Here is a 22,182-nt window from a genome sequence, read left to right on the forward strand (position 1 = left end):
TAGATAGAAAGCGGTTTTTTTCTAAAAATATATTGAAAAAAGGGAAAAACCATTTCGCAAAAGTTAAGATTTTGAAGGGATAACAAATTATAGAACAAACTTCATTCTCTCAGGTATTTATGCTAAATTTGAGTACTGACTATTAAAATTTTAATTCCTGATTGCTTATGAGAAAAATCTACTTATTCTGTTTCTTTTTTGTGCTTAATGGTCTTTTTGCCCAAAAGAAAGATAAATTATATCCAGTTGCAGTTTATGAAAAAGTGTGGCAGGAGAAAAATAGTGATACCAGATTAAAGATGATTAAATCGATCTGGTTAGAAGACAGCACTTTTGAAGACCCTTCGGCTTCTATAAAAGGAACTGTTGCATTTAATAATGTTATCAACGAATTTTACAAGAAAAACCCAGATGCAGTCTTAACATCAGGAGCTAAAATCGTAAAAGATAATTATGTGACTTGGGAATGGAAAATTCTCGATTCTAAAAACAATTTAGTAATGGTTGGGCGCGACTTTGCTCGTTTAAATGGCAAAGGGCAGGTAAGTAAAATTATTAGTTTTTGGGATAAGGGAGCAACTTTGTCTGAAGCGGATATTTTGAAAAATCTAGAAGCCGATAATCTAAAAGTAGTAGCGAAATATTATGAAAGTCTTTTTAAAACAAGAGATTTTGATGCTTTAGGAACTTTAATTGCAGACGGAGCAGTTTATAATCAAGCGACAGGTTTGCCTTATGGAGGAACTTATATTGGTTTTGGCGAATGGACTAAAATGTTTACAAAATCAACAGAGTTTTTTGATTTGCAGATAGAAAAAGAGCCAACTTATTTTAGTGATGCGTCTAAAAATGAAGTAATCATTTATTTTACAATAAACTGTAAATCAAAAAAATCGGGTAAGACAATGTCAGTTCCAATTTCAGAACATTTAGATTTGAAGGACGGAAAAATTACTGCTGTTAGACCTTTTTATTATGATACAAAAACATTTGCAGAATTTTTGAAAAGTAAAAAATAAAAAAAACGACCTGATTAGGTCGTTTTTTTATTCAAAAACAAGTTCTAATTGTTCTGGCAAAAGCCTAAAACTCATTCTGTGATATTTTGTTGTTCCGAATTCTTTAATGGCTTCACGATGTTCTTTAGTTGGATATCCTTTGTTTTGCTTCCAATTGTACATTGGAAATTCTTCATGAATTTGATCCATATATTCATCGCGATACGTTTTTGCTAAAACAGATGCGGCGGCAATACTCAGATATTTTCCATCTCCTTTTATAATACTTTGATTCGGAATGGATTTTAAAAGGGTAATTTCATCTTGAGAAAATTGTTTTCCGAAAGTATTTTTAAGTCCGAGTTTTGCATTTAAAGAACGATTTCCGTCAACAATGATAAATTCAGGAACATGTTTTAGTTTTAAAATACATTCCTGCATTCCTTTCATAGACGCATTTAGAATGTTTATTTCATCAATTTCATCTGGAAACAAATGCGTAACGGCAAAACATAAAGCTTCTTTTTCTATAATAGGTCTTAAAAGCGCTCTTGTTTTTTCAGACAATTGCTTACTGTCATTGAGAATCTTATTTTCAAAATGTTCGGGTAAAATTATAGCCGCTGCAGTAACTGGTCCAGCAAGACATCCTCTGCCGGCCTCGTCGGTTCCAGTTTCTAAAACAAATCCTGAGAAATTTTTTTCGAGCATTTTTTAGGTTTTAAATAACAAATTAGATGAAATTTTCAGCAAAAATATTCGTTTTCGTACTGTCAGCCAAGGCAATTGTATAAAATGAAGTGTTTTTTTATTTATTTGTTTTTTAATTTACCTTTGCTTAGCAAATTTTGTCAAAATAAATTTATACAAAGCCATCAAATGAGAATATTCATTTTTCTATATCTATTAGTTATTCCAACTTTATTGTTTTCGCAAGAAAAAAAAACCGCTTCTAAAAGTAATTTAGATATGAATACGGAATATTCTAGTGTTACAGATACCGTAAAAAAGAAAAAGCAGAAAATAGCTAAAATAGACCAGTACAAAATTGTCACTTTAGAACATGATACAATTTATGCAGATACTTCGCTAACGCTTAAAAGTGCATACAAACAAAATCATCTAAGAAAGGATCTTTTTGGACTTATGGAATTTTCTAATATTGGTCAGCCTTTAAATACGTTGCAATATAGTTTGACAAGTTTTTCTCCGTATCCTGAAATTGGTTTCAGCGGGAAGCACTCTCTTTATATGCAAGCGGATCAAATTAGATATTACTCAGTTGCAACGCCTCTTACTGAGTTATTTTTTAATACGACTATAAAAAAAGGACAAAATGTAGATTCTTTTATCACATTAAACGCTTCTAAAAACCTTAATTTCTCAATTGCTTATAAAGGATTAAGATCTGAGGGAGATTATAATAATCAATTGGTTAGTGCTGGTAATTTAAGAATTACAACTAGTTATGCTACAACCGAGAAACGATATGCAATAAATGCGCATTTTACGAATCAGGATATTATGAATGAGGAAAATGGCGGTATAACGAATGATGCTGATTTTGAAAGCGATAATAATGATTATAAAAATAGACAAAGATTACAGGTTTATTTAACTGATGCAGAATCATTTTTAAAAGGAAGAAGATTATTTTTTGATCATGCTTTTAGAGTAAATCCAAATGACGGGAGCAATAACCTTTACATAACGCATCAGTTTAATTATGAGTATAAAGCTTATGAATATAAGCAACCAACGGTACTTTCTACAATTACGGCCAACGACGGATCTTCAACGCGTATACAGCGATTTGGAGAATCGTATGCAGCAAGTAATATTAATGATCAGACTAAATACGAAAGGCTTTACAACAAATTTGGAGCAGCTTATGAAAATTCGCTTTTAGGTAAGTTTATATTTTTCATAGATGATTATCGATCTAATTACCAGTATAACCGAGTTATAGTCGATGAAAACGGAAATGCTATTCCTGATAATTTGTTTTTGCAGATTAATAATTTTGGAGGGCAGTATGAATATCAGAAAAATAAATGGAATGGTAGATTTTTGTATTCAAGATCAATTACCAATCAGTCACTTTCAGATTTAGATGCTAAGCTGCGATATGATATGAGCGAAAAAATTAAGTTTGACTTTAGATATCGTAACATTAATAAACTGCCTAATAATAATTATAATTTGTACCAGAGCAGCTGGATTTCGTACAATTGGTCACATAATTTTAAAAACGAAAAAATTAATTCGTTAAGTGCAGAAATTACAACTCCATGGCTTACAGGACAAGTTCAGTATACTGTATTGAATGATCATTTGTACTTTACAGATATGGCTTCAGTTGCAGAAAAAGCAGCAAGCCAACAAATCGTTAAGCCAATGCAATATGGTAATGCGATTAATTATTTAGAGATAAAAGCAAGCCGAGAGTTCAAATTCGGACCTTTTGCGTTAGATAACACACTTTTGTATCAAAAAGTAGATCAATCAGATTTAATTTTAAATGTGCCTGATTTTGTAACTAGAAATACATTTTATTATTCTAATCAATTCTTCAAAAAAGCGTTATTTCTTCAAACAGGTATTGTATTTAATTATCTTACTAAATATTATGGAGATGATTATAATCCTGTTATTTCTGAATTCTTTGTGCAGCAGGATAAAAAAATCGGTGGTTTTGCAACATTCGATTTCTTTGTGAATGCAAGAATACGCCAAACGCGTTTTTACTTAAAAGCAGAGCACTTTAATGCGGCTTTTACACAAAGCAACTATTACTCGGCGCCACATAATCCGTATCGTGATTTTGTGTTGCGTTTTGGTCTGGTTTGGAATTTCTTCCAATAAAAACCAGCTTATTTTTTATTTAGAACCACTAATAAAACTTAAATAAAAATGGACTTTTCAAATAATATTTTAGAAACAATTGGTAATACACCATTGGTAAAACTCAACAAAATTGTTGCTGAAATTGATGCGTTAGTATTGGCAAAAGTCGAAACCTTTAATCCTGGTAATTCTGTAAAAGACAGAATGGCTGTAAAAATGATTGAAGATGCAGAGGCAGATGGCCGACTAAAACCTGGAGGAACTATTATTGAAGGAACTTCTGGAAATACAGGAATGGGACTTGCACTTGTAGCAATCGTAAAAGGCTACAAATTAATTTGTGTAATCTCAGATAAGCAGTCTAAAGAAAAAATGGATATTCTTCGTGCTGTTGGAGCAAAAGTTGTTGTTTGCCCTACAGATGTTGAGCCTACAGATCCACGTTCATATTACTCGGTTTCTAGACGTTTAGCAGAAGAAACACCAAATTCTTGGTATGTAAACCAGTACGATAATATGTCAAATTCTTTGGCGCATTATGAGCAGACTGGACCAGAAATCTGGAAACAGACTGAAGGAAAAATTACGCACTTTGTCGTTGGAGTTGGAACAGGAGGAACTATTTCTGGAGTTGGGAAATACTTGAAAGAACAAAATTCAAATATTAAAATCTGGGGAATTGATACCTATGGTTCTGTTTTCAAGAAATACCACGAAACTGGAATTTTTGACGAAAACGAAATCTACTCGTATATAACAGAAGGTATTGGAGAAGATATCCTGCCTAAGAATGTTGATTTTTCTCTAATTGATGGTTTTACAAAAGTAACCGACAAAGATGCAGCTGTCTACACAAGAAAGATTGCTCTTGAAGAAGGTATTTTTGTTGGAAATTCTGCGGGAGCTTGTATAAAAGGCTTGTTACAGCTGAAAGAACATTTTAAGCCAGAAGATGTTGTTGTGGTATTATTTCACGATTCTGGAAGTCGATATGTAGGTAAAATGTTCAATGACGACTGGATGCGTGAGCGCGGATTCTTGGAAGAAAATGTGACAAAAGCAGAAGACGTTATAAAAGACCATATCGATAAAGAATTAATCGTTGTTCGTACAGAAGAATTGGTTTCGCATGCCATTGAGCGTATGCGTAAATATAAGATTTCGCAAATTCCAGTTGTAGATATCAACGGATTTGTTGGTTCTGTAGACGAAACAGATTTATTTAGAAGCTATGTAGCAGATAAAAATGTTGCTGAAAAACCAATTAAAGAAGTAATGGGCAAACCTTTCCCAATTGTAAAATTAGGAACGCCAATTGAAGAAGTTTCAAAACTTTTTAGCAAAGAAAATGATGCTGTTTTGGTTGATTTAGGAAATGGAAATCACCATATCATTACTAAATATGACATTATTGGCTCAATAAAATAAGCCTTTGCAAATAATATATAATCCATAAATCTTATTGTAAAACAATTAGGTTTATGGATTTGTCTTTTAAAAATATAAAATGAATTTTACTGCTATTGATTTTGAAACCGCAACAGGATATCATCCCTGTTCAGTAGGTATTGTGACCGTCGAAAACGGTATTATCGTTGACGAGTATGTAACTTTAATTAAACCGCCAAATAACGTTTATAATCCTTTTACGATTCGTGTTCATGGCATTTATCCAAAAGATACTGTCAACGCAAAATCTTTCTTTCAAATCTATCCTGAAATTGAAAAAAGACTGAAAAATAGAGTTGTAGTAGCGCACAATGAAAGTTTTGACCGCAATGTTTTAATGAAAACAATGTTGCTTCATGGTTTAAATTATGAAGATTTGAATATTGCTACAAAATGGGAATGTACAGTAAAGATATATAAAGGAAAAGGTATAAAACCTACAAAATTAAGTGATTGCTGCCGCGAAATGGATATTCAGCTGAATCACCACGAAGCTTTATCAGATGCAAGGGCTTGCGCTAAATTGTATATGCTTCGTTAAAAAAATTTATTTTGTAAGAATAGTATTAAAAAATAAATTACTTTTAGATTTTGTAATTACACTATAAAATCTAAAATGAAAGAAGACTTCCTTCATTATCTCTGGAAATTCAAGAAGTTTGATAGCTTGAATTTAAAATCGGCTCAAGGCGAATTAATAACTATCTTTAAATTTGGGGATTATCTGGAACTTGCTGGGCCTGATTTTTTTAATGCTCATATTGAAATTGGAAATCAAAAATGGGCAGGAAATGTGGAGATTCATTTAAAATCTTCAGATTGGTATTTGCACAATCACGAGAAAGATCCTGCTTATAAAAATGTTATTCTTCATGTGGTTTGGGAAAATGACACTGCTATTTTCAGAGAAAACAATACCGAAATTCCTGTTTTAGTTCTTAAAGATTATGTTTCAAAAGAAATAATCGAAAATTACAATGCATTAATCGCTCCAAAAACTTGGATCTCTTGCGAAAGGCAATTAAAAGAAATCGATGGTTTTGTTTTTAAAAATTGGCAAGAAAGATTGTTTTTTGAACGCTTAGAGCGAAAATCAAAGTTTATTTATCAATTATTAGAAGAAACCAATCAAGATTGGGAAGCGGTCTTATTTTGCCTTCTAGCGAAGAATTTCGGATTAAATACGAATGGAAATTCCTTTTTGCAAATCTCTCGGGCAATTCCATTTTCAGTAATCAGAAAAGAAAGTTTTGAAATTGAAAATTTAGAAGCGCTCCTTTTCGGAACTTCAAATTTGTTAGAAGCAGAAAAAGAAGATGTTTATTATAAAGATCTCAAGTTTCGCTATTTTTATTTATTGCACAAATATCAAATAGAAAAAATATATACAGAACCGCTTCAGTTTTTTAAACTTCGTCCTGATAATTTTCCAACAATCAGACTTTCGCAATTAGCGGGATTGTATCATAAACATCAAAATCTATTCTCAAAAATTATTGATTTAAAATCTGCCGATGCTGTATATCGTTTGCTGAACGTCTCTGCAAGCTCGTATTGGCAAAATCATTATCAGTTTGACAAAGAAAGTCCAAAGAAATCTAAAATGCTTTCTAAATCATTTATAGACCTACTAATTCTAAACACGATTATTCCGCTTCAATTTGCTTATTCAACTATTATGAGCGAGTCAATTGCCGAAGATTTAATTGATTTTATGAATGAAGTCATTTCAGAAAAAAATGCTATTATTGATAAATTTAATTTGTTTGGCATCAAGTCAAAAACGGCATTTGAAAGTCAGACATTATTAGAACTTAAAAATGAATATTGCGAGCGTAAAGCTTGCTTAAAATGTGCAATAGGAATAGAATTGCTTAAAAATAATTAGTGAATTAGAAAATTTGATAATTAGATAATTCTTATTTTTGTAAATCTAAAATCTAAAAAAGAAATGTCAGCAATTTTAAAACTCAAATTCTTTTTTGAAAAATATGGTTTCCATGTTTCTTCAAGACTAGCAGATAAACTCGGAATGCGTGTAACAAGCGTACGATTGTTTTTTATCTACATTTCTTTCGTTACAGCCGGTTTAGGATTTGGAGTTTATCTAACCCTTGCTTTCTGGATTCGACTAAAAGATTTAATTCGATCAAAAAGAACTTCAGTATTTGATTTATAAAAAAAAGCTCCAAATTTGAATTTGGAGCTTTTTTATGAAGTTGTATTTATTATTCTTCTGTTGTATTGTTAAGTCTAGATCTTTTCTTGCTATATCCAAAGTATACGATTATACCAATAAGTAGCCATCCAAAAGATAATAACTGTGCATCTTTACTTAAATTAAAAATCAAATAAGAATTGATTGCAATTCCTAATACCGCAATAACTGGTAAAGCAGGAACTTTAAAAGTTCTTGTTAATCCTGGTTGTTTTACTCTTAAAATCCAAACAGCGATACAAACCATTGTAAAGGCAAACAAAGTACCAAAACTTGTCATATCAGCCAATTTGTTGATTGGAGTAAAAGCAGCAACAGTTGCGATGATAGCACCAAGAATCATTAAGTTCGTTTTTGGTGTTCCAGAAATTGGGTTTACTTTAGAGAAAACAGAAGGAATTAAACCATCTTTAGACATTCCAAGGAAAATTCTAGATTGTCCCATAATCATTACCATTAATACAGAAACCAAACCAATAGTTGCAGCAACAGTAATAATAGAACCAGCCCAACCTTGTCCAGCGATATCAAATGCATAAGCTACAGGAGCTTTGATAGCTTCAGGATATTTTCCTAGTGGGTTGAAGTCTTGGTAATTCATCATTCCAGTTAATACTAAAGAAACTAAAATGTATAAAGTAGTACAAATTAATAAAGAAGCGATAATTGCAAAAGGAACGTCTTTTTTAGGATTAATAGCTTCTCCCGCTTGTGTAGAAACAGCATCAAAACCAACATAAGCAAAGAAAATAGCGGCAGCTCCAGAGATAATACCTCCAATTCCGTAAGCATTGTGTGTAGTTTCTTTTTCAATAATTTGAGTTGCTTCAGGAATAAATGGGCTCCAGTTTGCTGTGTTGATGAAGAAAAGACCAGCAATAATTACGAAAATTACAGCAGATACCTTTAAAATTACAATAGCATTATTAGCTTTAGCTGCACTTTTTGTTCCTTTAATAAGCAATGAAATAACCAAAATAACGATCAAGAAAGCTGGAAGATTCATAGAAAAACCTTCTCCTGTGTAGCTTGCAGGATCTGTAGTTAACCAATCAGGAAGGTGAATATGAAATATTTTAAGCAATTTATTAAAGTATCCCGACCAGGAAACCGCTACGGTCATTGATCCCATTGCATACTCGAGAATTAGTCCCCATCCGATAATCCAGGCAAAAACTTCTCCAATAGTACCGTAAGCATAGGCATAAGCAGATCCTTCAACAGGTAAAATAGAAGCAAATTCAGAATAGCAAAGAGCCGCAAAAACACACGCAATACCTGCGATGATAAACGAAATTGCTAATGCTGGACCTGCATGATAATAAGCCCCAGTACCTGTAAGTACGAAAATTCCACCACCGATAATGGCACCAACACCAATGGCAGTAAGGCTCCATTTTCCTAGGACTCTCTTTAAATCACTTTTTTTCATATCGGCCTCAAAGGCTGATATAGGTTTAACTCTCCAAATTGACATATTATTTTATTGGTTTATTTGTTATTAAGTGCCAAATGTATTGTTTTTTGTAAAAAATAAAAACAATTATCATGTTTTAAGTTATAAAATCTTTGTTTTTTTTACAGTAGTCGTAAGAAAGGTTCTCTAAGTATCGACATTCATTAAATTAATTGGTATTTTATAAGAGATTCAATAATTTTTTAAAAGATACTTTTCTTACTAATTTTCTTAATAAATTTGAAGGATTTTTCTTTCTTTATTTTTAAAGTAATATCTATTATGAATTTTAAATCTTTAAATAAGCACTTTCATTTTACAAAACAGCAACGCATAGGTCTTTTTGTACTCTTCGTAATCATGATCGGCTTGCAGATGTTTTATTTTTTGTCTGATTTTAGTATCTCCGAAACGAAGAGCTCAGAAAAAGAGCAATGGCTAGCTCTGCAATCAGAAATTGATCAGGAGAAATTGATCCATAAAAATGCAAAACCAATTATTTATCCTTTCAATCCTAATTTTATTTCTGACTATAAAGGATACAAACTCGGAATGTCGGTAGAAGAGATTGATCGTTTAATGGCATTTCGAAAAGAGAACAAATATGTAAACTCGGCAGAAGAATTTCAAAAGGTTACCGGAATTTCAGATTCATTATTAAACAAAATTTCACCACTATTTAAATTTCCAGATTGGAAACAGAATAAAAATAATTATAGTACTGAGAAAAAAGTATTCAGTATGAAGAGTTTTCCTAAAAAAGAAAAATTTATAATACTGGATATTAACGAGGCAACTCAAGAAGATTTGATGAAGGTTTACGGAATAGGAGAAGGGCTGTCTTCTAGAATTCTAAAACAAAAAGAAATTTTAGGTTCATTCGTTTCAATGGAGCAGATGAAAGATGTTTGGGGACTTTCGCCAGAAGTTATAAATGAATTAAGTATTCATTTTAAAGCTGTAATTCCTTCAAACCTCAAGAAAATAAATATAAACGAAGCATCATTAAAAGAATTAGCTCAATTTTCATACTTCAAATATGGACTCGCAAAACAAATAGTAATATACAGAAGTATGAACGGAAATTTTAATAATATTGAGGATTTAGCAAAAATTAAAGATTTTCCTGTTGAAAAAGCAAAAATAATTAGTTTATATTTGGAGTTCTAAAAGAAACTAACTCATGAACTTTGATTACAACGAAACACAGCTAATGATTGCACAGTCTATAAAAGACTTTGCAGAAAAAAATATTAGACCTTATATAATGGAATGGGACGAAGCGCAGATTTTTCCACTTCCGTTGTTTAAGCAACTTGGCGAGATGGGCTTCATGGGCGTTTTGGTTCCAGAAGAATACGGAGGTTCAGGTTTAGGTTATCACGAATATATTACAGTTATAGAAGAGATTTCGAAAGTAGATCCTTCAATCGGGTTGTCAGTTGCGGCGCATAATTCATTATGTACCAATCATATTTTAACTTTTGGAAATGAAGAGCAAAAGAAAAAATGGCTTCCAAAACTAGCTACAGCCGAACATATTGGCGCGTGGGGACTTACAGAACATAATACAGGTTCTGATGCCGGCGGTATGAATACAACAGCTGTTAAAGACGGAGACCATTGGATTGTAAATGGCGCTAAAAACTTTATTACGCATGCAATCTCTGGCGATGTTGCGGTTGTGGTAGTGCGAACTGGAGAAAAAGGTGATTCTAAAGGAATGACAGCTTTTGTTTTTGAAAAAGGAATGAAAGGTTTTTCATCAGGCAAAAAAGAAAATAAATTAGGAATGAGAGCAAGTGAAACCGCTGAATTGGTTTTTGATAATTGCCGCGTTCCAGATGAAAATAGATTAGGAGAAGTTGGTCAAGGTTTTGTTCAAGCAATGAAAATTCTTGATGGAGGAAGAATCTCTATCGGAGCTTTATCTTTAGGAATTTCAAAAGGAGCATATGAGGCCGCATTGAAATACTCAAAAGAAAGACATCAGTTTGGACAACCAATTAGCAATTTTCAAGGAATCTCTTTTAAGTTGGCAGATATGGCAACAGAAATTGAGGCTTCAGAATTATTGCTTCATAAAGCCGCTTTCTTAAAGCAAAAACACAAACCAGTAACAACATCTGGCGCTATGGCAAAAATGTATGCTTCAGAAGCGTGCGTTAAAATTGCCAATGATGCCGTTCAAATTCATGGAGGTTACGGTTACACAAAAGATTTTCCGGTAGAAAAATTCTACAGAGATTCTAAATTATGTACGATAGGAGAAGGAACAACTGAAATTCAAAAATTAGTTATTTCAAGAAATTTATTGAAATAATAATATCGATTTGGGCGTGCCCCTAAAAACAAAAGCCATTTAGCAAACGCAGAGTGGCTTTTATTTTTAGGGTCGGGCTTTTCACTACAATCTTTTTGTTTTTAAAGAAAAAACAAAAAGGATTTCCGTTGCAATCCCTCACGCATGCGGTAGAAATGGAGGTTTATGAAAATAATTTGAAATTTATCATTCATAATTCATAATTAATATATACATTTGCAGCCTTAACGAGAGGAGGTGTCTATATTATGTTAATTATACCAATTAAAGACGGAGAAAATATCGATAGAGCATTAAAGCGCTATAAAAGAAAATTTGATAAAACAGGAACTGTTCGTCAATTAAGAGCACGTACTGCTTTTATTAAGCCTTCTGTTATCAAAAGAGCTCAAATTCAAAAAGCTGCTTACATCCAAGGCTTGAAAGATAGTTTAGAGAGTTAGTATTAGCTTTTCAAAAATAATTACCGTTAGTGGTCAAAATGTTTTAATTTTGATACTAACGGTTTTTTTGTGCTTAATTTTTAGATTTATTATGAAAACGAATAAAGAAGCTTTTTCAGATTATCTTTTGTTGGAAAAAAAGTATTCTCCACATACGGTTGGGGCTTATTTGAATGATATAATTTCTTTTGAGTCCTTTGTTAAAGAATCTTTTGATCAGGATAGTATTGATTTGGTGAATTATAGTCAGGTCAGAAGCTGGATTGTTTTTTTGGTTGATCAAGATATTTCAAATGTTTCTGTTAATAGAAAAATGGCTTCTTTAAAAGCTTTTTATAAATTTCTTTTAAAAACTAAGCAAATAGAGGTTAGTCCAATGCTGAAGCATAAATCTTTGAAAACTCCTAAAGTGGTTCAGATTCCTTTTTCGGAAAAAGAATTAAATGATTTGCTTACTGTAATAGACGCTCCTGTTGGTTTTGAGGAAATTCGAGATAAACTTATTGTAGAAATGTTTTATGTGACAGGAATGCGTCGGGCAGAATTAATTCATTTAATGATTAAAAATGTCGATCGTTCGGCTGGTACGATTAAGGTTTTGGGAAAAAGAAATAAAGAGCGCATTATTCCGATTTTGCCAATTATTGCAGATCAAATCGATGCGTATGTAAAGGAAAGGGATGGTTTGGAAGGTTTGGCGGATTCTGACTATTTTTTTGTTTCGAAAAAAGGGTTAAAATTGAGCGAATCTTTTGTTTATCGTTTAATAAATTCATACTTTAGTAGGGTCTCAGAAAAGGTGAAAAAAAGTCCGCATGTGCTTCGTCATACTTTTGCAACTCACTTGTTAAATAACGGGGCAGATTTGAATTCAGTTAAAGAATTGCTAGGGCATTCTAGTTTGGCGTCTACTCAAGTTTACACTCATAATAGTTTGGCGGAACTTAAAAAAGTGTATATAGGTGCGCATCCAAGAAGCAAATAGTGATTCTAAATGTTAATCCTAAAATTTTTATTATGAAGGTAGATGTTCATGCAGTTAATTTTACTGTCGACAGAAAATTGGTCGATTTTATCCAAGAAAGAATGGGTAAGCTAGAGAAATACTACGATCGAGTGGTTTCATCAGATGTTTTTTTAAAAGTTGAAAGAACGAGTGATAAAGAGAATAAGGTGGTAGAGATAAAGATTAATGTTCCTGGTGACGATTTTTTGGTAAAAAAACAGTGTAAAACATTTGAAGAAGCCGTTGAGCTTTCGGCAGAATCGCTAGAACGTTTGCTTGTAAAAAGGAAGGAAAAAATTAGAGCGCACATTTAATTGAAATTTTTTTCGAAAAATGTTTTGATTAAAAGATAAAATAGCTACATTTGCAGTCCGTTAGAAATAGCGGACTTTTTTAATGCATTCGCCGATGTAGCTCAGCTGGCTAGAGCAGCTGATTTGTAATCAGCAGGTCGTGGGTTCGAGTCCCTCTATCGGCTCAGAAAATTTCAAATACGATTTGAAATTAGTTCTTTAAAATAATGGAATTTTAAAATTAGGGGAGATACTCAAGCGGCCAACGAGGGCAGACTGTAAATCTGCTGTGTGAACTTCGCAGGTTCGAATCCTGCTCTCCCCACTAAAAAGAAGTTGAAATTTATATTGTGAGATTTTAATTAATAAAATTATCTGCAATTTGAATTTAAACTCAGAACTCTCTGCCGGTGTAGCTCAGGGGTAGAGTGCTTCCTTGGTAAGGAAGAGGTCTCGGGTTCAAATCCCGACATTGGCTCAAGTAAGTAGGAAATTGAAAATTAATATATAACTAAGATTAAAAATTAAGTAAAATGGCAAAGGAGAATTTTAATCGTTCCAAACCGCACTTAAACATAGGTACAATTGGACACGTAGATCACGGAAAAACTACATTAACTGCTGCAATTACAAAAGTATTGTCAGATGCTGGTTACTGTCAAGCAAAATCGTTTGATCAAATCGATAACGCTCCAGAGGAGAAAGAAAGAGGTATTACTATTAATACATCACACGTAGAGTACGAAACTGCTAACCGTCACTACGCTCACGTTGACTGTCCAGGTCACGCGGATTACGTAAAGAACATGGTTACTGGTGCTGCTCAAATGGACGGAGCTATCTTAGTAGTTGCTGCTACAGATGGTCCAATGCCACAAACTCGTGAGCACATCCTTTTAGGACGTCAGGTTGGTATTCCAAGAATCGTTGTTTTCATGAACAAAGTGGATATGGTTGATGATGCTGAGTTGTTAGAGCTTGTTGAAATGGAAATTAGAGATTTATTATCTTTCTACGAATATGATGGAGATAATGGTCCTGTAGTTCAAGGTTCTGCTTTAGGAGGATTAAACAATGATCCAAACTGGGTACCTAAAATTATCGAATTAATGGAAGCTGTTGATGCTTGGATCGAAGAGCCAGTACGTGACGTTGCTAAACCATTCTTGATGCCAGTTGAGGATGTATTTACAATTACAGGTCGTGGAACTGTTGCTACAGGTCGTATCGAAACTGGAGTTGCTAACACTGGAGATCCTGTTGAAATCATTGGTATGGGAGCTGAAAAATTAACTTCTACTATTACAGGAGTTGAGATGTTCCGTAAAATCCTTGATAGAGGTGAAGCTGGAGATAACGTAGGTTTATTGTTAAGAGGTATTGATAAAGCTGATATCAAAAGAGGTATGGTTATTATTAAGCCAGGTTCAGTAAAACCACACGCTAAATTCAAAGCTGAGGTTTATATCTTGAAAAAAGAAGAAGGTGGACGTCACACTCCATTCCACAATAACTACCGTCCACAGTTCTACGTACGTACAACTGACGTAACAGGAGTTATTTCTTTACCAGCAGGTGTAGAGATGGTAATGCCAGGTGATAACTTAACTATCGAGGTTGCTTTATTAAGCCCAATCGCTATGAACGTAGGTTTACGTTTCGCTATCCGTGAGGGTGGTAGAACAGTTGGTGCTGGTCAGGTTACTGAAATCGTAGAGTAATTCTATTAAAATAAATAAAAAGCCAGTGGTTATTTTTTATAATCACTGGCTTTAATTACGGGCGTAGTTCAAGGGTAGAATAGCGGTCTCCAAAACCGTTGATGGGGGTTCGAATCCCTCCGCCCGTGCAATAAAAAATATATCAAATGACAAAAGTTACTAATTATTTATCAGAGGCTTTCGAAGAGTTAAAGTCAAATGTTACTTGGCCAGCTTGGGCTGAAGTTCAAAAATTGACAATTGTTGTAGCTGTATTTTCGATCTTATTCGCTTTGGCAACATGGGGAGTAGACGAATTTTTTGCAAAAGCTTTGGCTGGATTTTTTAACTGGTTAAAAGGATAATTTTTTTTGTGATGGCAGATAATAATGTGAAAAAATGGTACGTAGTTAGAGCGGTTAGTGGTCAAGAGAATAAAGTGAAAGCTTATATCGAGACTGAGATTGCGAGATTAGGTATGGAGGATTATGTTTCTCAGGTTTTAGTTCCTACAGAAAAAGTAGTTACTGTAAAAGATGGGAAAAAATCATCTAAGGATAAAGTGTATTTTCCTGGATATGTTATGATCGAAGCTAACTTGGTTGGTGAGATCCCTCATATTATTAAGTCGATTACTAGTGTTATTGGATTTTTGGGAGAAACTAAAGGCGGAGAACCTGTTCCTTTAAGACTTTCTGAAGTAAACCGTATGTTAGGTAAGGTAGATGAGTTAGCTGTTAATACAGATACTCGTTCGATTCCTTTTAGTGTTGGTGAAACGGTTAAGGTTATTGATGGACCTTTTAACGGATTTAATGGATCTGTTGAGAAAATCAATGAAGAAAAGCGTAAGCTTGAGGTAATGGTTAAAATTTTCGGAAGAAAAACGCCATTAGAATTAAGTTTTATGCAAGTAGAAAAAGTATAATTTTTTGTTACACTATAATAAACCATTGTAATCGCTTCCAATTGATTACAGTGTAAAATTTTTTAAAAATGGCTAAAGAAATTAGTAAGGTAGTTAAACTACAAGTTAAGGGAGGTGCTGCGAACCCGTCGCCACCGGTTGGACCTGCTTTAGGAGCTGCTGGGGTTAACATCATGGAGTTTTGTAAGCAATTTAATGCTAGAACTCAAGATAAACCTGGCAAAATTTGTCCAGTGCAAATCACTGTGTACAAAGACAAATCATTTGATTTTGTTGTTAAGACTCCTCCAGCGGCAGTTCAGTTAATGGAAGCTGCAAAGCTAAAATCTGGTTCTGGTGAGCCTAATCGTAAAAAAGTAGCTAGCGTTACTTGGGAACAAATTAGAACTATTGCTGAAGACAAAATGCCAGACTTAAACGCTTTCACAATTGAGAAAGCTATGAGTATGGTTGCTGGAACAGCTAGATCTATGGGTATAACTGTATCAGGAGATGCTCCTTTTTAATTAAGAAAAAGAAATGGCAAAATTAACAAAAAAGCAAAAAGAGGCTGCTTCAAAAATTGAAAAGAACAAATTATACTCTTTAAAAGATGCTGCGGCATTACTTAAAGTTGTTGCTTCTGCAAAATTTGATGAGTCTGTTGATATCGCAGTTCGTTTGGGTGTTGATCCAAGAAAAGCGAATCAAATGGTGAGAGGTGTAGTTACTTTACCTCACGGAACAGGAAAAGACGTTAAAGTATTAGCATTGGTTACTCCAGATAAAGAAGCGGAAGCTAGAGAAGCTGGAGCAGATCACGTTGGTCTTGACGATTACTTACAAAAAATTAAAGACGGTTGGACAGATGTTGATGTGATCATTACTATGCCTGCTGTTATGGGTAAATTAGGTCCATTAGGTCGTATTTTAGGACCTAGAGGTTTAATGCCAAACCCTAAAACAGGTACAGTAACTATGGATGTTGCTAAAGCTGTTCAAGAAGTTAAAGCTGGTAAAATCGACTTTAAAGTTGATAAAACTGGTATCGTTCACGCTGGTATTGGTAAAGTTTCTTTCGGGGCTGAGCAAATCGTTGAGAACGCACACGAAATTATTCAAACATTAATAAAACTTAAACCAACTGCTGCTAAAGGTACATACATCAAAGGTATTCACCTTACAAGCACAATGAGTCCTGCTATTGCATTAGACCCAAAAGCAGTATAATTGGTAGTTAAAAATTTTTAGTATGACTAGAGAAGAAAAATCAATCGCGATTGAAAATTTAACTGCGCAGTTAGCTGGTACAAATATCATTTACATTTCTGATATTTCTGGTTTAAACGCAGAGACAACTTCAAACTTACGTAGAGCTTGTTTTAAAGCAGGTATCAAATTAGAAGTTGTAAAGAACACTTTGCTTGCAAAAGCAATGGAGGCTTCTTCTAATGATTATGGTGATTTACCTACAGTTTTATCAGGTAACAGTGCTATATTTATTTCTGATGTTGCTAACGCACCTGGAAAAATTATCAAAGATTTCCGTAAGAAATCTGATAAACCAGTTTTAAAAGGAGCTTACATCAATTCTGAAGTATACATTGGTGATAATCAATTAGAAGCATTAGCTACAATTAAATCTAAAGAAGAGTTACTTGGAGAACTTATTGGATTATTACAATCTCCAGCTCAAAGAATTATTTCTGCTTTACAAAACAAATTCGCTGGAAGCGAAGAAGAAGGAGCAGAGTAATTATCGTAAGGGAGCTCGCTTCCTTGCTGCTTAATTAGCGCACAATAATTAAATTATATTTTTACACAAATCATTTTAAACGATAGAAAAAATGGCAGATTTGAAACAATTCGCAGAACAATTAGTTAACTTAACTGTAAAAGAAGTTAACGAATTAGCAACAATATTAAAAGATGAGTACGGAATCGAGCCTGCTGCTGCTGCTGTAGTAGTTGCTGCTGGTGGAGGAGATGGTGCTGCTGAAGAAGCACAAACTGAATTTACAGTTGTATTAAAAGAAGCTGGAGCTTCTAAATTAGCAGTTGTAAAATTAGTTAAAGAACTTACAGGTTTAGGTCTTAAAGAAGCTAAAGATGTAGTTGATGGTGCTCCAAGCACTGTTAAAGAAGGTGTTTCTAAAGAAGAGGCTGAAGGTCTTAAAAAATCATTAGAAGAAGCTGGAGCTGTAGTTGAATTAAAATAATTCAACTCGGTTTTAAGAACTAGGTTTAGGTCCTGAGTTAACACTCAAAGGCCTAAACCATTTTTCGTATAATAAAATACATTAAATTTTATTATCAAATTAGTTTAAAATACGAAAAAGTTTTTGATCAATACGAAGAAAAAAAATTGAACTGAATTCTTGGTTTATTTTTAAAGATGTATTGGTTTTAAAAAGAAAGTATAAACTACGCAGTGTGTTTTTACACAAAAAAAATTACTTTTTTTTAATCAAAATTTTGTCCATTGATGATAACAAATCAGACTGAAAGATTGAATTTTGCCTCTACAAAAAACATTCCTGACTATCCGGATTTCTTGGATGTTCAGGTTAAATCTTTTAAAGATTTCTTCCAATTAGAAACGAAATCTGACGAAAGAGGCAACGAAGGGTTATACAATACCTTCATGGAAAACTTCCCAATTACAGATACGAGAAATAACTTCGTATTGGAGTTCCTAGATTATTTTGTTGATCCGCCACGTTATACAATTCAAGAATGTATAGAGAGAGGTCTTACTTATAGTGTGCCTTTAAAAGCTAGGTTAAAACTATACTGTACAGATCCAGAACACGAAGATTTTGAAACAATTGTACAAGATGTTTATCTTGGAACAATACCTTACATGACTCCTAGTGGTACTTTTGTAATCAATGGTGCCGAGCGTGTTGTAGTATCTCAATTACACCGTTCTCCAGGGGTTTTCTTTGGACAATCATTCCACGCAAATGGAACTAAACTTTATTCTGCAAGAGTAATTCCTTTTAAAGGTTCTTGGATAGAGTTCTCTACAGATATCAACAGCGTAATGTACGCTTATATCGATAGAAAGAAAAAATTACCTGTAACTACTTTATTCCGTGCTATCGGATTCGAAAGAGATAAAGATATCCTTGAGATTTTCGACTTAGCTGAAGAAATTAAAGTTTCTAAAACAGGTATTAAGAAATATATTGGAAGAAGACTTGCTGCACGTGTATTGAATACATGGCACGAGGATTTCGTAGATGAAGATACCGGAGAGGTTGTTTCTATCGAGCGTAACGAAATCATCCTTGATCGTGATACAATTATCGACAAAGATAATGTTGAAGAGATCATCGATTCTAACGTTAAGTCTATCTTGTTACATAAAGAGGATAATAATCAAGCAGATTATGCTATTATCCACAACACGTTACAAAAAGACCCTACAAACTCTGAAAAAGAAGCTGTAGAGCACATTTACCGTCAGTTGCGTAACGCTGAACCGCCTGATGAGGAAACTGCTCGTGGTATTATAGATAAATTGTTCTTCTCTGACCAACGTTACAACTTAGGTGAGGTAGGTCGTTACAGAATGAACAAAAAATTAGATTTAGATATCCCTATGGATAAGCAAGTGCTTACTAAGGAAGATATCATTACAATCGTAAAATATTTGATCGAATTGATCAACTCTAAAGCAGAGATTGATGATATTGATCACTTATCAAACCGTCGTGTTAGAACAGTTGGAGAACAATTGTCTCAACAATTCGGTGTTGGTTTAGCACGTATGGCTAGAACTATTCGTGAGAGAATGAACGTTAGAGATAACGAGGTGTTTACACCAATTGATTTGATTAATGCTAAAACATTATCATCAGTTATCAACTCTTTCTTTGGTACTAACCAGTTATCTCAATTTATGGATCAAACGAATCCATTAGCGGAGATTACACACAAAAGAAGACTTTCTGCACTTGGACCAGGTGGACTTTCGAGAGAGAGAGCTGGTTTCGAGGTTCGTGACGTTCACTATACACACTATGGTCGTTTATGTCCGATTGAAACTCCTGAGGGACCAAACATTGGTTTGATTTCATCTCTTGGTGTTTATGCAAAAGTTAACGGAATGGGATTCATTGAAACTCCATACCGTAAAGTAACTAATGGTGTAGTTGATTTAGAAAGTACGCCAATTTACTTAAGTGCTGAAGAAGAAGAAGGAAAAATGATTGCTCAGGCAAACATTGAAATGGATGAAACTGGTAAAATTACAGCTAGCAATGTTATTGCTCGTGAGGAAGGTGACTTCCCGGTTGTTGAGCCATCAGTAGTTCATTATACAGACGTTGCTCCTAACCAGATCGCTTCGATTTCTGCATCTTTGATTCCTTTCTTGGAGCATGATGATGCGAACCGTGCGTTGATGGGATCGAACATGATGCGTCAGGCAGTTCCTTTGATCCGTCCTGAAGCACCAATTGTAGGTACAGGTTTAGAGCGTCAGGTAGCTTCAGATTCAAGAGTATTAATCAATGCTGAAGGGCATGGTACTGTAGAATACGTAGATGCTAACATCATTACTATTAAATACGACCGTACAGAAGACGAGAGAATGGTAAGTTTTGATGCTGATGAGAAAACGTACAATTTAATTAAATTTAGAAAAACCAATCAAGGTACAAGTATCAACTTGAAACCAATCGTAAGAAGAGGTGATAGAGTTGTTCCTGGTCAAGTATTGTCTGAAGGATATGCTACTCAAAATGGAGAATTAGCTTTAGGTAGAAACTTAAAAGTTGCGTTCATGCCATGGAAAGGGTACAACTTCGAGGATGCGATTGTAATTTCTGAGAAAGTAGTTCGTGATGATATCTTTACATCTATCCACGTTGATGATTATTCATTAGAGGTTAGAGATACTAAGTTAGGAAACGAAGAGTTAACAAACGATATTCCTAACGTTTCTGAAGAAGCTACTAAAGATTTAGATGAAAACGGTATGATTAGAATTGGAGCAGAGGTTAAACCTGGCGACATTTTGATCGGAAAAATTACACCAAAAGGAGAATCAGATCCAACTCCAGAGGAGAAATTGCTTCGTGCAATCTTCGGAGATAAAGCTGGTGATGTAAAAGATGCTTCATTAAAAGCTTCTCCATCTTTACATGGTGTAGTTCTTGACAAAAAATTATTTGCAAGAGCCGTAAAAGATAAACGTAAACGTACTCAAGATAAAGATGCTTTAGGCGCTTTAGAAATGGAGTTTGAAACTAAATTTGTTGAATTAAAAGACAGATTAGTTGAAAAATTATTCTTGATCGTTAACGGAAAAACATCTCAAGGTGTAATGAATGATTTGGGTGAAGAAGTTTTACCAAAAGGTAAAAAATATACTCAAAAAATGCTTTATGCAGTAGAAGATTTCGCTCACTTAAGCAAAGGTCAATGGGTTGCTGATGATGCTACAAATAAAATGGTTAATGATTTGATTCATAACTATAAAATTAAGCTAAACGACTTACAAGGATCTTTAAGAAGAGAAAAATTCACTATTACAGTTGGAGATGAATTACCATCTGGAATCTTGAAATTAGCTAAGATTTATATTGCTAAGAAACGTAAGTTGAAAGTAGGGGATAAAATGGCAGGACGTCACGGTAACAAAGGTATTGTTGCTAGAATCGTTCGTCATGAAGATATGCCTTTCCTTGAAGACGGAACGCCAGTTGATATCGTGTTGAACCCACTTGGGGTACCTTCACGTATGAACATCGGTCAGATTTATGAGACTGTATTAGGTTGGGCTGGTATGAACTTGGGTAGAAAATTTGCTACTCCAATTTTTGACGGTGCTTCTCTAGACGAGATCAATGCTTTGACTGATGAGGCTAACGTACCACGTTTTGGACATACTTACCTATTTGATGGTGGAACTGGAGAGCGTTTTGCACAAAAAGCGACTGTGGGTGTAATTTACATGCTTAAATTAGGACACATGGTTGATGATAAGATGCACGCACGTTCTATTGGACCATACTCATTGATTACGCAACAGCCACTTGGAGGTAAGGCTCAATTTGGAGGTCAGCGTTTTGGAGAGATGGAGGTTTGGGCACTTGAGGCTTATGGAGCTTCTAGTACACTACGTGAAATCTTAACTGTTAAGTCTGATGACGTTATTGGTAGAGCTAAAACTTACGAAGCTATCGTTAAGGGAGAAACTATGCCAGAACCAGGTTTACCAGAATCATTCAATGTATTAATGCACGAATTGAAAGGTCTAGGTTTAGATCTTCGTTTGGAAGAATAATAAAAGTTTTCAGTTACAGTCTCAGTATTCAGTTTAGCACTGAAAACTGGGACTGAGACTGTTTACTAAATGTTACAAGTTTTTAAAGATTTATACCCGTAACCCGTTCCGATTTTTTGTAACAATGCAAGGCATTTTATAACTAGCGCTTCAAATAAGAATTTGAAGTTTAGAGAAGTAACCCGAGGTAGTAGCTGAATGATTAACTCTTTAATTTTTTAAAGAGTAGATTATAAATCTAAAT

Annotated in this window: 21 protein-coding genes and 4 tRNA genes; 23 read left to right on the forward strand and 2 right to left on the reverse strand. The window is 33.9% G+C overall.

From position 1 onward, the window contains the following. Positions 1–167 precede the first annotated feature (167 nt). A complete protein-coding gene (locus tag ACE01P_RS12460; protein WP_379698167.1) occupies positions 168–1,019 on the forward strand; it encodes a nuclear transport factor 2 family protein in 852 nt (283 codons plus the stop codon). Positions 1,020–1,046: 27 nt separating this feature from the next. Here ACE01P_RS12460 and ACE01P_RS12465 read toward each other — a convergent pair whose 3' ends face one another. Beyond that, on the reverse strand, positions 1,047–1,709 hold the full coding sequence (locus ACE01P_RS12465) for a ribonuclease HII (RefSeq protein WP_379698170.1): 663 nt from the start codon (positions 1,707–1,709) through the stop codon (positions 1,047–1,049). Positions 1,710–1,877: 168 nt separating this feature from the next. Between ACE01P_RS12465 and ACE01P_RS12470 the strand changes: the two genes are divergently transcribed. The 5 genes from ACE01P_RS12470 (at position 1,878) to ACE01P_RS12490 (ending at position 7,473) form a co-directional block, all read left to right on the forward strand. Continuing rightward, complete coding sequence (locus ACE01P_RS12470) at positions 1,878–3,863, forward strand: putative porin (RefSeq protein WP_379698172.1); 1,986 nt, start codon at positions 1,878–1,880, stop codon at positions 3,861–3,863. 48 nt (positions 3,864–3,911) lie between these two features. Continuing rightward, entirely contained in the window at positions 3,912–5,273 is a 1,362-nt protein-coding gene (locus ACE01P_RS12475) for a pyridoxal-phosphate dependent enzyme (RefSeq protein WP_379698175.1), read from the forward strand. A gap of 79 nt (positions 5,274–5,352) precedes the next feature. After that, positions 5,353–5,835: a 3'-5' exonuclease gene (locus ACE01P_RS12480; protein ID WP_379698178.1), complete on the forward strand. Its 483-nt coding sequence runs from the start codon at positions 5,353–5,355 to the stop codon at positions 5,833–5,835. A gap of 75 nt (positions 5,836–5,910) precedes the next feature. Then, a complete protein-coding gene (locus ACE01P_RS12485) occupies positions 5,911–7,182 on the forward strand; it encodes a DUF2851 family protein (RefSeq protein ID WP_379698180.1) in 1,272 nt (423 codons plus the stop codon). Between the two features lie 63 nt (positions 7,183–7,245). After that, positions 7,246–7,473 carry a PspC family transcriptional regulator gene (locus tag ACE01P_RS12490; RefSeq protein WP_008466940.1) on the forward strand — a complete coding sequence of 76 codons (228 nt, stop codon included), beginning with the start codon at positions 7,246–7,248 and terminating at the stop codon, positions 7,471–7,473. A 49-nt stretch (positions 7,474–7,522) separates the two neighbouring features. Here the strand turns inward: ACE01P_RS12490 and ACE01P_RS12495 are convergent, their stop codons facing one another. Further along, entirely contained in the window at positions 7,523–8,989 is a 1,467-nt protein-coding gene (locus ACE01P_RS12495; RefSeq protein ID WP_379698183.1) for an APC family permease, read from the reverse strand. Positions 8,990–9,250: 261 nt separating this feature from the next. Here ACE01P_RS12495 and ACE01P_RS12500 point away from each other — a divergent pair, with 261 nt between their 5' ends. The 17 genes from ACE01P_RS12500 (at position 9,251) to rpoB (ending at position 21,938) form a co-directional block, all read left to right on the forward strand. After that, positions 9,251–10,138, forward strand: a complete 888-nt coding sequence (locus tag ACE01P_RS12500) for a helix-hairpin-helix domain-containing protein (protein ID WP_379698186.1) — start codon at positions 9,251–9,253, stop codon at positions 10,136–10,138. A 13-nt stretch (positions 10,139–10,151) separates the two neighbouring features. After that, positions 10,152–11,291, forward strand: coding sequence for an acyl-CoA dehydrogenase family protein (locus ACE01P_RS12505; RefSeq protein ID WP_379698189.1), 1,140 nt, complete (start codon positions 10,152–10,154; stop codon positions 11,289–11,291). A 248-nt stretch (positions 11,292–11,539) separates the two neighbouring features. Beyond that, entirely contained in the window at positions 11,540–11,734 is a 195-nt protein-coding gene (gene rpsU, locus ACE01P_RS12510) for a 30S ribosomal protein S21 (RefSeq protein WP_026730435.1), read from the forward strand. A gap of 91 nt (positions 11,735–11,825) precedes the next feature. Continuing rightward, entirely contained in the window at positions 11,826–12,719 is an 894-nt protein-coding gene (locus ACE01P_RS12515; RefSeq protein WP_379698192.1) for a tyrosine-type recombinase/integrase, read from the forward strand. A gap of 32 nt (positions 12,720–12,751) precedes the next feature. Beyond that, complete coding sequence (gene hpf, locus ACE01P_RS12520; protein WP_008466930.1) at positions 12,752–13,054, forward strand: ribosome hibernation-promoting factor, HPF/YfiA family; 303 nt, start codon at positions 12,752–12,754, stop codon at positions 13,052–13,054. Positions 13,055–13,144: 90 nt separating this feature from the next. Further along, positions 13,145–13,218: transfer RNA gene (locus ACE01P_RS12525), tRNA-Thr, on the forward strand. Positions 13,219–13,277: 59 nt separating this feature from the next. Then, positions 13,278–13,358, forward strand: a tRNA-Tyr gene (locus tag ACE01P_RS12530). Positions 13,359–13,439: 81 nt separating this feature from the next. Next, positions 13,440–13,511: transfer RNA gene (locus ACE01P_RS12535), tRNA-Thr, on the forward strand. A 55-nt stretch (positions 13,512–13,566) separates the two neighbouring features. Continuing rightward, the gene (gene tuf / locus ACE01P_RS12540; RefSeq protein WP_026730432.1) at positions 13,567–14,754 is read left to right on the forward strand and encodes an elongation factor Tu; all 1,188 of its coding nucleotides are present in this window, start codon (positions 13,567–13,569) and stop codon (positions 14,752–14,754) included. Between the two features lie 57 nt (positions 14,755–14,811). After that, positions 14,812–14,882 (forward strand) — tRNA-Trp (locus ACE01P_RS12545). Between the two features lie 18 nt (positions 14,883–14,900). Further along, a complete protein-coding gene (gene secE / locus ACE01P_RS12550) occupies positions 14,901–15,098 on the forward strand; it encodes a preprotein translocase subunit SecE (RefSeq protein WP_008466927.1) in 198 nt (65 codons plus the stop codon). Between the two features lie 11 nt (positions 15,099–15,109). Continuing rightward, positions 15,110–15,661 carry a transcription termination/antitermination protein NusG gene (gene nusG, locus ACE01P_RS12555; protein ID WP_008466925.1) on the forward strand — a complete coding sequence of 184 codons (552 nt, stop codon included), beginning with the start codon at positions 15,110–15,112 and terminating at the stop codon, positions 15,659–15,661. A gap of 68 nt (positions 15,662–15,729) precedes the next feature. Next, the gene (gene rplK / locus ACE01P_RS12560; RefSeq protein ID WP_008466923.1) at positions 15,730–16,167 is read left to right on the forward strand and encodes a 50S ribosomal protein L11; all 438 of its coding nucleotides are present in this window, start codon (positions 15,730–15,732) and stop codon (positions 16,165–16,167) included. Between the two features lie 13 nt (positions 16,168–16,180). Beyond that, positions 16,181–16,870 (forward strand): 50S ribosomal protein L1, encoded by a 690-nt coding sequence (gene rplA / locus ACE01P_RS12565; protein ID WP_132989545.1) that lies wholly within the window; start codon positions 16,181–16,183, stop codon positions 16,868–16,870. Between the two features lie 22 nt (positions 16,871–16,892). Beyond that, the gene (gene rplJ / locus ACE01P_RS12570) at positions 16,893–17,396 is read left to right on the forward strand and encodes a 50S ribosomal protein L10 (RefSeq protein WP_379698197.1); all 504 of its coding nucleotides are present in this window, start codon (positions 16,893–16,895) and stop codon (positions 17,394–17,396) included. A gap of 91 nt (positions 17,397–17,487) precedes the next feature. Then, on the forward strand, positions 17,488–17,859 hold the full coding sequence (rplL, locus tag ACE01P_RS12575) for a 50S ribosomal protein L7/L12 (RefSeq protein WP_276174946.1): 372 nt from the start codon (positions 17,488–17,490) through the stop codon (positions 17,857–17,859). A 266-nt stretch (positions 17,860–18,125) separates the two neighbouring features. Further along, positions 18,126–21,938, forward strand: coding sequence for a DNA-directed RNA polymerase subunit beta (rpoB, locus tag ACE01P_RS12580; RefSeq protein ID WP_379698200.1), 3,813 nt, complete (start codon positions 18,126–18,128; stop codon positions 21,936–21,938). Positions 21,939–22,182 lie beyond the last annotated feature (244 nt).

The sequence above is a fragment of the Flavobacterium sp. HJSW_4 genome (genome assembly GCF_042436695.1).
In the GTDB taxonomy this organism is placed as follows: domain Bacteria; phylum Bacteroidota; class Bacteroidia; order Flavobacteriales; family Flavobacteriaceae; genus Flavobacterium.